The organism is Paenibacillus sp. 1-18, from assembly GCF_000520755.1.
GTDB classification, from domain to species: domain Bacteria; phylum Bacillota; class Bacilli; order Paenibacillales; family Paenibacillaceae; genus Paenibacillus; species Paenibacillus brasilensis.
Map to the genome: position 1 here is coordinate 44,656 of NZ_ASSB01000050.1, position 7,444 is coordinate 52,099.

Here is a 7,444-nt window from a genome sequence, read left to right on the forward strand (position 1 = left end):
TCTATAGAAGTAGGTGAAAGGCATGTCTATGAATCAACCGTCTTATGATGCGGGCGAGATTCAGGTCCTGGAGGGCCTGGAAGCGGTTCGGAAACGTCCCGGGATGTATATTGGCTCCACGAGTGCCAAAGGTCTCCATCATTTGGTCTGGGAAGTTGTGGACAACAGCATTGACGAAGCGCTGGCGGGCTATTGTGACAGCATTCAAGTTGTCGTTCACGAGGATAATAGCGTTACCGTTACAGACAACGGTCGCGGTATTCCAGTAAGTGAGCACGCCAAAATGAAAAAATCAGCGCTGGAAGTCGTTATGACTGTACTTCATGCAGGTGGTAAATTCGGAGGCGGAGGGTATAAGGTCTCTGGCGGTCTGCACGGGGTTGGTGTATCCGTAGTGAACGCTCTCTCCAGCAAAATGGTCGTTCGTGTCAAACGGGACGGACATGTGTATGAACAGGAGTACCATCGTGGTGTGCCGCAGTATGATGTAAGAGTTATCGGTGACACAGACGAGACGGGAACCCAGACGACATTTTACCCCGATGAGCAAATTTTTACAGAAACAACCGTATATGACTATGATACGCTTCAAACGCGGATTCGTGAGCTGGCGTTTCTGAACAAAGGAATTGCGATCAGCCTGACTGATGAGCGGACAGGTGCCAGTGATACATTCCACTACGAGGGCGGAATCAGTGAATACGTGCAATTTTTGAATCAACAGAGAGAAGCACTTCATGAGCAGCCGATTTATGTCGAAGGCTCACGCGATATGATTCAGGTCGAAGTTGCGCTGCAATATAACGACAGCTATACCGAGAATATTTATTCTTTCGCCAACAATATCAACACGCATGAGGGCGGAACACACGAATCTGGCTTCAAAAGTGCATTAACCCGGATTATTAACGATTATGCACGCAAAAACGGCATGATTAAGGATAGCAATGCCAACCTGACCGGGGATGATGTGCGTGAAGGGCTGACGGCAATTATCTCCGTCAAAATCCCGGAACCGCAATTTGAGGGTCAGACCAAAACAAAGCTGGGTAACAGCGAGGTACGAGGGATTGTCGAATCCCTGTTCGCTGAGAAACTTCAGGAATTTCTGGAGGAAAACCCATCTGTTTCTCGCCGCGTAGTTGATAAATCCCTTCAAGCAGCCCGTGCCCGTGAAGCAGCCCGCAAAGCACGGGAGTTGACGCGTCGTAAAAGTGCGCTGGAAATCAGCTCTCTTCCCGGCAAGCTAGCGGACTGCTCCTCCAAGGATGCTTCGATTAGTGAGCTGTACATCGTCGAAGGTGATTCAGCGGGCGGATCGGCCAAACAGGGCCGTGATCGTCACTTTCAAGCTATTTTGCCGATTCGCGGTAAAATCCTGAACGTGGAGAAGGCACGCCTGGATCGCATTTTGTCCAGTGATGAAATTCGGTCGATGGTAACTGCAATGGGGACAGGGATCGGAGACGATTTTGACATTGCCAAAGCACGTTATCACAAAGTCATTATCATGACGGATGCGGATGTCGATGGTGCTCATATTCGCACGCTGCTGCTGACGTTTTTCTATCGGTATATGCGTAAAATCATTGATGCAGGCTATATTTATATCGCTCAGCCACCGCTATTCAAGGTAGAGCGAAACAAAGTTGTACGTTATGCGAACTCTGAGGCGGAACGCGATGAGATCATCAGGGAATTTGGAGAAAATGCGAAGTACAATGTACAGCGCTATAAAGGTTTGGGCGAGATGAACGCGACACAGCTGTGGGAAACGACAATGGACCCTGAGAGCCGCACCATGCTACAGGTAACCATTAATGATGCGATGCTGGCAGATACACTGTTCAATACCCTAATGGGAGATAATGTAGAACCGCGCCGCGACTTTATCCAGGAACATGCTAAGTATGTGAAAAATCTCGATTTTTAATGTGTAATATTCTCATCTTAGCCAATGTGCTATTTGCTTGTTATTCAATACCAAGGGGCGCCCAAACGGCGTCCCTTTTCTTGTTCATTAACCAGCCTGAGGGAACTTGAATACTTAATGTCAATGCTCTAGGCCTTTTTCTTAGAGCGTGCAGGCTTGCCCGTGGATGATGAATAACGGCCATAGCCTACAGCATATCTGAATATTTTATGATAAAGACTTTTGTTTGGAAGGAAAGAAAAGACTTTAATGGCTGGTCTCGTATTAACCTCCAAAATCCACGGATAGATCTGCTGATCCAGTCCCACATCCAATCCAATTTCCTTTAGCTGAGGGTATTTTTTTTGCAGCTGCCAAGCTACCCGTTCGCCCATTTTCGATAATTTTTGCTCCAGACGCACTGCTTCCTTCACATCCAGATAGGGTGCTACAAGTTCATTGAAAAAGCGTACAGTGCCACCGTTGTGATGATTGGTGACGACTTTGTCAGGAGCAGCTATTCGTCCTATAATAAGCGTCGTTTCCCATTGTTTTCTCAAGTTCATCTGTGTTAATACCCGTAGATCAAAAGGACGTTCTTCGTACTGAAGAAGGGGAATCCCGCGTTGGATCAGATATGGACGCTTCCGTATGCGAGCAGAAACTACCTTATGCAGTTCTTCCATGCTTTCAAAAGTAAGGGTTTCTACCTCATAACGAAGGACGTACCAGGTTCTCTCCTCGATGATTCCTCCTTCTGTTGGCGGGAGCGGCTCTGTGAGTTTTTCTGCGCGCATCACCCCTTTTCCATAAGTACCGTTATCCGGCTTGATATAGACAGTTCCATACAACCCTAACATTTCGTTCAAGTGCTCGAATGTGTACAAACGTGTCTCCGGTATATAAGCGGCTAACGTCGGATTGGGGAGAATGGCATTTGTTTTGCTCCACTTACTGGCTACTCTCTGAATAGACAAGTATTCTCATCCCTTTCTTTTCGTAATATGAGTCACATGCTTGGAAATAACAACACTTTAACAAAACAAGGGAAACTAAAGGACAAGCGCGGAAAACAATGATATAATAGAGAAATACGGCGTTTTTCGGAATCTTGCTATATTAGCCCTGACCGTATACGTATTGTATGTGGAAAAGGCCCTTATGGTGGGGGCTAATCCCCAGCTCAGGGGAATTTGTTATAATCAGGGCTTGTTAGTGATGTAGGGGAATAGCTATCTGCTTCTGGAGGAAGAGGCAGACGAGGGATTTACGCTGTAAAGGGGACAGAGGCGTTTAATTGTGCTCTTTTTGTGAAAGTAATATAATTATACAGATGAGGGTTTCAGCCAAAATCCTGCGCAGAGAGCAGCGTATACAGGCATTATCTTGTTAGGCTTTTCACATAGAGAGCAATGTATTGAAGGACGAGAAGGAGGACCAGCATGGCCGATCAAAATAACCCGCAGATCATCAACAGGGATATCGGAGTGGAAATGCGCGAATCCTTTATGGATTATGCCATGAGTATTATTGTTAGCCGTGCCTTGCCTGATGTGCGGGATGGACTAAAGCCGGTACACCGTCGTATTTTGTACGCGATGTCCGAGCTGGGCATGTCGCCAGACAAACCTTACAAAAAATCAGCAAGAATCGTCGGCGAAGTTATCGGTAAATATCATCCTCATGGTGATACGGCTGTATATGATACGATGGTGCGGATGGCGCAGGATTTTTCCTTGCGATATATGCTGGTGGACGGACACGGCAACTTTGGCTCCGTTGATGGAGATATGGCGGCTGCGATGCGTTACACTGAAGCGCGATTATCGAAGATTGCAATGGAAATGCTGCGTGATTTGAACAAAGAAACCGTTGATTTCATGCCGAACTACGACGGTGAAGAAAGTGAGCCCGTCGTGTTGCCTGCACGTTATCCTAACTTGCTGGTCAACGGCGTTGGCGGGATTGCAGTCGGAATGGCTACCAATATTCCTCCGCATAACTTGGGCGAGGTTATCAACGGTGTGCAGGCAATGATCGAAAACCCTGATATTACGCCGATGGAACTTATGGATTATATTCAAGGGCCGGATTTTCCGACAGCAGGTTATATCTTAGGACGCTCTGGCATTCGTCAGGCGTACCAAACGGGCCGCGGATCTGTGACCATGCGGGCAAAGACCACCATAGAGGAAATTGGCAATAAAGCAAGGATTATCGTGCATGAGCTGCCTTACCAAGTGAACAAGGCTCGTCTGGTCGAGAAGATTGCTGAATTGGTGCGCGACAAGCGTATTGAGGGCATTACGGATCTTCGGGATGAATCGGACCGTACAGGTATGCGTATTGTTATTGAATTGCGTAGGGATGTGAACCCGAACGTTGTTCTGAATAATTTGTTTAAACATACGGCCATGCAGTCCAATTTTGGTATTAATATGCTGGCCATTGTAAATAACGAGCCGAAGATTTTGAACCTGAAAGATGTCTTGTATTATTATCTTAAACATCAGGTTGAAGTTATTCGTCGTCGGACAGAATTTGATCTCAAGAAAGCCGAAGCTAGAGCACATATTTTGGAAGGCTTGCGGATTGCTCTTGACCATCTGGACGAAGTTATTGCCTTGATTCGTTCCTCTCAAACTGCAGAAGCAGCTCGTGAAGGACTGATTGAGCGTTTCTCACTCACTCTCGAGCAGGCCCAGGCTATTCTCGATATGCGTTTGCAACGCTTAACCGGTTTGGAACGAGAGAAGATCGAGAATGAATATAACGAGTTAATACAAAAGATTGCCGAATATCGCGAAATTTTAGCCAACGAGCACTTGGTGCTTAACATCATTAGCGAAGAGCTGAATGAGCTTAAAGATCGTTTTGCTGATGAGCGTCGTACTGAAATTACAGTAGGTGAAGAGAGCATTTTGGATGAGGATCTTATTCCTCGTGAAGATGTTATTATTACTGTAACCCATACCGGATATATTAAACGCCTTCCCGTTACTACCTATCGCAGTCAAAAACGCGGTGGTCGTGGCGTAGTGGGTATGGATACCAAGGACGAGGACTTCGTAGAGCATCTGTTTATTACGAATTCGCATCATCACTTGTTATTCTTCACCGATAAGGGCAAGGTTTATCGGATTAAGGCTTATGAGATTCCTGATCTCAGTCGGACAGCCCGGGGAACACCGATTATCAATCTGATTCAGATTGAACAGGGCGAGTCGATCAACGCGGTTATTCCAATTGAGGAATTCGTTGAGGATAGTTATCTGTTCTTTGCGACCCAACAAGGGATTATCAAAAAGACGCCGCTCGACGACTATGCTAATATTCGCAAAGGTGGCTTGATTGCCATTAACTTGCGTGAAGATGATGCCCTGATCGAAGTAAAGCTGACGGACGGACAGCAGGAAATGATCATCGGTACGGCAGAAGGGATGTCGATTCGTTTCCATGAGAGCGATGTACGATCTATGGGCCGTAGTGCTACCGGGGTTAAAGGAATCAGCCTCGATAAGAGTGATGCTGTAATAGGTATGGATGTCGTAGATACCGACCTGGATATCCTGATTGTAACGGCCAAAGGCTACGGCAAGCGTACCCCTGTAGCAGATTATCGTATTCAAAGCCGCGGAGGTAAGGGAATTAAGACGATTAATGTAACGGATAAAAATGGTCCGGTTGTCGGCCTCAAAGTTGTAAAAACCGAAGAGGATCTGATGATCATTACAGCCAGTGGTACTCTGATTCGGACCAGTATGGACGAAATCTCCACAATGGGCCGCAATACACAAGGGGTAAGGCTGATCAACATCCGCGAGGATGATTCGGTTGCTACTGTATGTCGTGCGAACAAGAATGAGGAGCAGGATGAACTGCTTGAAGAGCTATTAGAGGACGGGGAAGCCAGTGGAGATACGTCTCCGTCAGGTGCTGAACCTGTTCTTGATATGGATACAGAAGATACAGAAGGCAGTGAATCAGAGTCTTCTGAGAACGAATAAGAAGCCACCCATACTACACAAGTGGTTACTGGATTTTTTAAATGATGGAGGAGACTCTTTGACTATTTTGGTCAGGGAGTCTTTTCTTTTTCGGACCAATGAATTCAGACGGGTAAAACTTTAAATGGCATAAAATGAATGTACAGGACCATTTCCAAGTAATATAATGACATCATAAACTGGCAGCTGGAGCAGCTGTTGTGAGAACAGAGAGGTTGACCCATGACAACTGTACCCGTATCCGAATTAAAAGCAGGGCTTAGACTACAAAGCGATGTATTTACTGAAATGGGCAGCTTGCTGTTGCCGAAAGGGCGCATTCTATTGCCCCGTGACTTGGAGATTTTACAGGCGTTTCTGATCCAGCAAGTAGAGGTAGGAACGGATGATAATACGACTTCCGATGGCGAACATGCTACTGTTCAATCTGCAACAGCTGAATCACAAGTACTCTCATTAGATGAGCGAGATGATTTTGCACAATTCCAGGATGAGTATGACAAAATGGTGATGCTTGTTAAGAGTGCATTCCAATCCGTACTCGTCTCTAATTTATCTATATTTGAGCTGCGGGGACAGCTGGAGTCCTTACTGGTGCACATACAGCGCTATAACGTAATGACATTCATTCCCCGATCCATGATCGAAGTTGATTATATTTTTCACAATGCTGTTTTGACCTCACTTACTTCGTATTCCATTGCGCAGTGGATTGGTTTGCCTCAAAAGGACTGGATGCAGGTTGCCTTCGCCGGTTTGCTTCATGATATTGGAAATGCCAAGATGGACCCAGCCATCCTCTACAAGCCTTCCGCATTAACTGGGGAGGAGCAAGAGGAGATTCGTCGTCATACTTCACTAGGATATCAGTTGCTCAAAAATGTGAAGGCCATTAACGAGGGTGTGCGCCTGGCTGCCCTTCAGCATCATGAAAAAGTGGATGGTACCGGATATCCATTGCGGCTCAAAGGGGAACAAATCCACATTTACGCTAAAATTGTCGGAGTGGCTGATGTATTTCATGCCATGACGCTGGAGAAGACATATCGACCTGCCCAATCACCATATCTGGTTCTGGAGCAAATCAAATCAGAATCGTTTGGCAAGCTGGACCCAAGTGTAGTACAGGTTTTTATTCACAAGCTCACCCAATTTAACAACGGGACCAAAGTGCGCCTTAATGATAATCGTATAGGGGAAATTATATTTGCTGATCGAGATCACCCGACTCGTCCGTTGGTTCAAGTAAATGGAGAAATTATTAACTTGATGCTTCAAAGAGAGCTTTATATTGAGTGTATTGAGACTTAATTAATTTTTTAAAAAAAGGGTTGCGAATTATAATAGAAGTATGATATATTATTTCTTGTCGCTTCAAGTGTTGTCGAAAAAGAGAAAAAGTACTTTTTGAAAAAAAAAGTGTTGACATCATCTTGGAGAACATGATATACTATAAAAGTTGCTGAGGGATGAAACCTGAGGCGAACATGAAATGTTTGATCTTTGAAAACTGAACAACGAGTGA

4 protein-coding genes are annotated in these 7,444 nt (G+C 45.5%); 3 read left to right on the top strand and 1 reads right to left on the bottom strand.

Features of this window, described 5'->3' with window-relative positions; all coding sequences use genetic code 11:
- Positions 1 to 22: 22 nt before the first annotated feature.
- Positions 23 to 1,933, top strand: coding sequence for a DNA topoisomerase (ATP-hydrolyzing) subunit B (gene gyrB / locus L693_RS0103210; protein ID WP_025716025.1), 1,911 nt, complete (start codon positions 23 to 25; stop codon positions 1,931 to 1,933).
- A 128-nt stretch (positions 1,934 to 2,061) separates the two neighbouring features.
- On the opposite strand, the gene L693_RS0103215 is transcribed toward gyrB, so the two are convergent.
- Entirely contained in the window at positions 2,062 to 2,889 is an 828-nt protein-coding gene (locus L693_RS0103215; protein ID WP_025716026.1) for a YheC/YheD family protein, read from the bottom strand.
- A gap of 465 nt (positions 2,890 to 3,354) precedes the next feature.
- On the opposite strand from L693_RS0103215, the gene gyrA reads away from it, so the two are divergent.
- Both gyrA and L693_RS0103225 read left to right on the top strand, forming a co-directional pair.
- Positions 3,355 to 5,919: a DNA gyrase subunit A gene (gyrA, locus tag L693_RS0103220; protein ID WP_025716027.1), complete on the top strand. Its 2,565-nt coding sequence runs from the start codon at positions 3,355 to 3,357 to the stop codon at positions 5,917 to 5,919.
- A gap of 222 nt (positions 5,920 to 6,141) precedes the next feature.
- The gene (locus tag L693_RS0103225) at positions 6,142 to 7,230 is read left to right on the top strand and encodes an HD-GYP domain-containing protein (protein WP_025716028.1); all 1,089 of its coding nucleotides are present in this window, start codon (positions 6,142 to 6,144) and stop codon (positions 7,228 to 7,230) included.
- The last annotated feature ends 214 nt before the right edge of the window (positions 7,231 to 7,444 follow it).